1 protein-coding gene is annotated in these 1,015 nt (G+C 38.6%); it reads right to left on the reverse strand.

All coding sequences use genetic code 11. The features are described 5' to 3' along the window. On the reverse strand, positions 1–1,015 hold a 1,015-nt coding region (locus ACFIKE_RS12295; protein ID WP_375650048.1), incomplete at both ends, for an autotransporter assembly complex family protein.

The following is a 1,015-nucleotide window of genomic DNA, read 5'->3' on the forward strand; positions in this document are numbered from 1 at the left end:
CGTAAAGGACCAAGACCCGTCATATAACGACCTCCTATACCGGCTCCCCATTTAATTTTTTGAGAAAAATCAAAATTTGCCTTTTCCCCTACGACACCTCCATCAAGAAAACCGACAAACCCTATTTTATCATTTAAAGAAACACGCAATTCTGCCGATCCTTCAACAACCGCCCGTCCACCAACAACCGCATCATTTTCTGTTTTGATACCAATATTACGGTAAGAATAACCACGAACAGACCCACCACCACCAGCAAAAAAAAGCGTATTCGCAGGGATTTGTGCTGTATCATTCCCAAGAATTGTACCAATCTTTGCCCGCGCAGCAAAAACAAAACGATCCCCTTCGTCCAATGCCCAATAAGAACGACCTTCTGCTGTTACTTTTGCAACAAAATTGCTAAAACGCATCTCATAAAAAGGCTCAATGAAAACTTCACCATATAAACCTTTTGTTGCATTAAACTTATTATTACGACTATCGTAAATCAAACCGCTAGGGAAACCTATTGTTGTAAAATTACGGCTCCCAAAATAGATATCACGTGAATAACCATTTGAAACTTCTATAGCAGCCTGTCCCGATAGATTACCATTGAAAATATGCGTAATACCTAATTTTCCTTTGATGGCTTTTGTCGTATAATTTTCTAAAACATCTTGTTGTATTTTTAACTCTGACCTGAGATCTGTATCTGGCGTGAGTACACCAGGCTTTATAAAAGTGCCACCGAAAAGATAATCAAAATTTTTAAAATTATATGATTGCTTTTTATTGCTACCAACACCACTTATCTTTGTTTCAATTTTAAGAGTCTCTGCATGACCAAAAAGATTGTTATGCATCCAATAAGTCTCAAAACCAGCACCATCTAATGTTGAATAGCTACCGCCTACCCCAAAACGACGCGGTTTACGTTCTTGTACAACAAGCATAAGCGGTAAACTGCCATCTAGATTAATGGTATCAGCCTCACGTATATTGATAGCACGAAAAACACCAAGGCGCGCAA

This window comes from Bartonella sp. MU70NMGDW, assembly GCF_042194085.1.
GTDB lineage: Bacteria > Pseudomonadota > Alphaproteobacteria > Rhizobiales > Rhizobiaceae > Bartonella > Bartonella grahamii.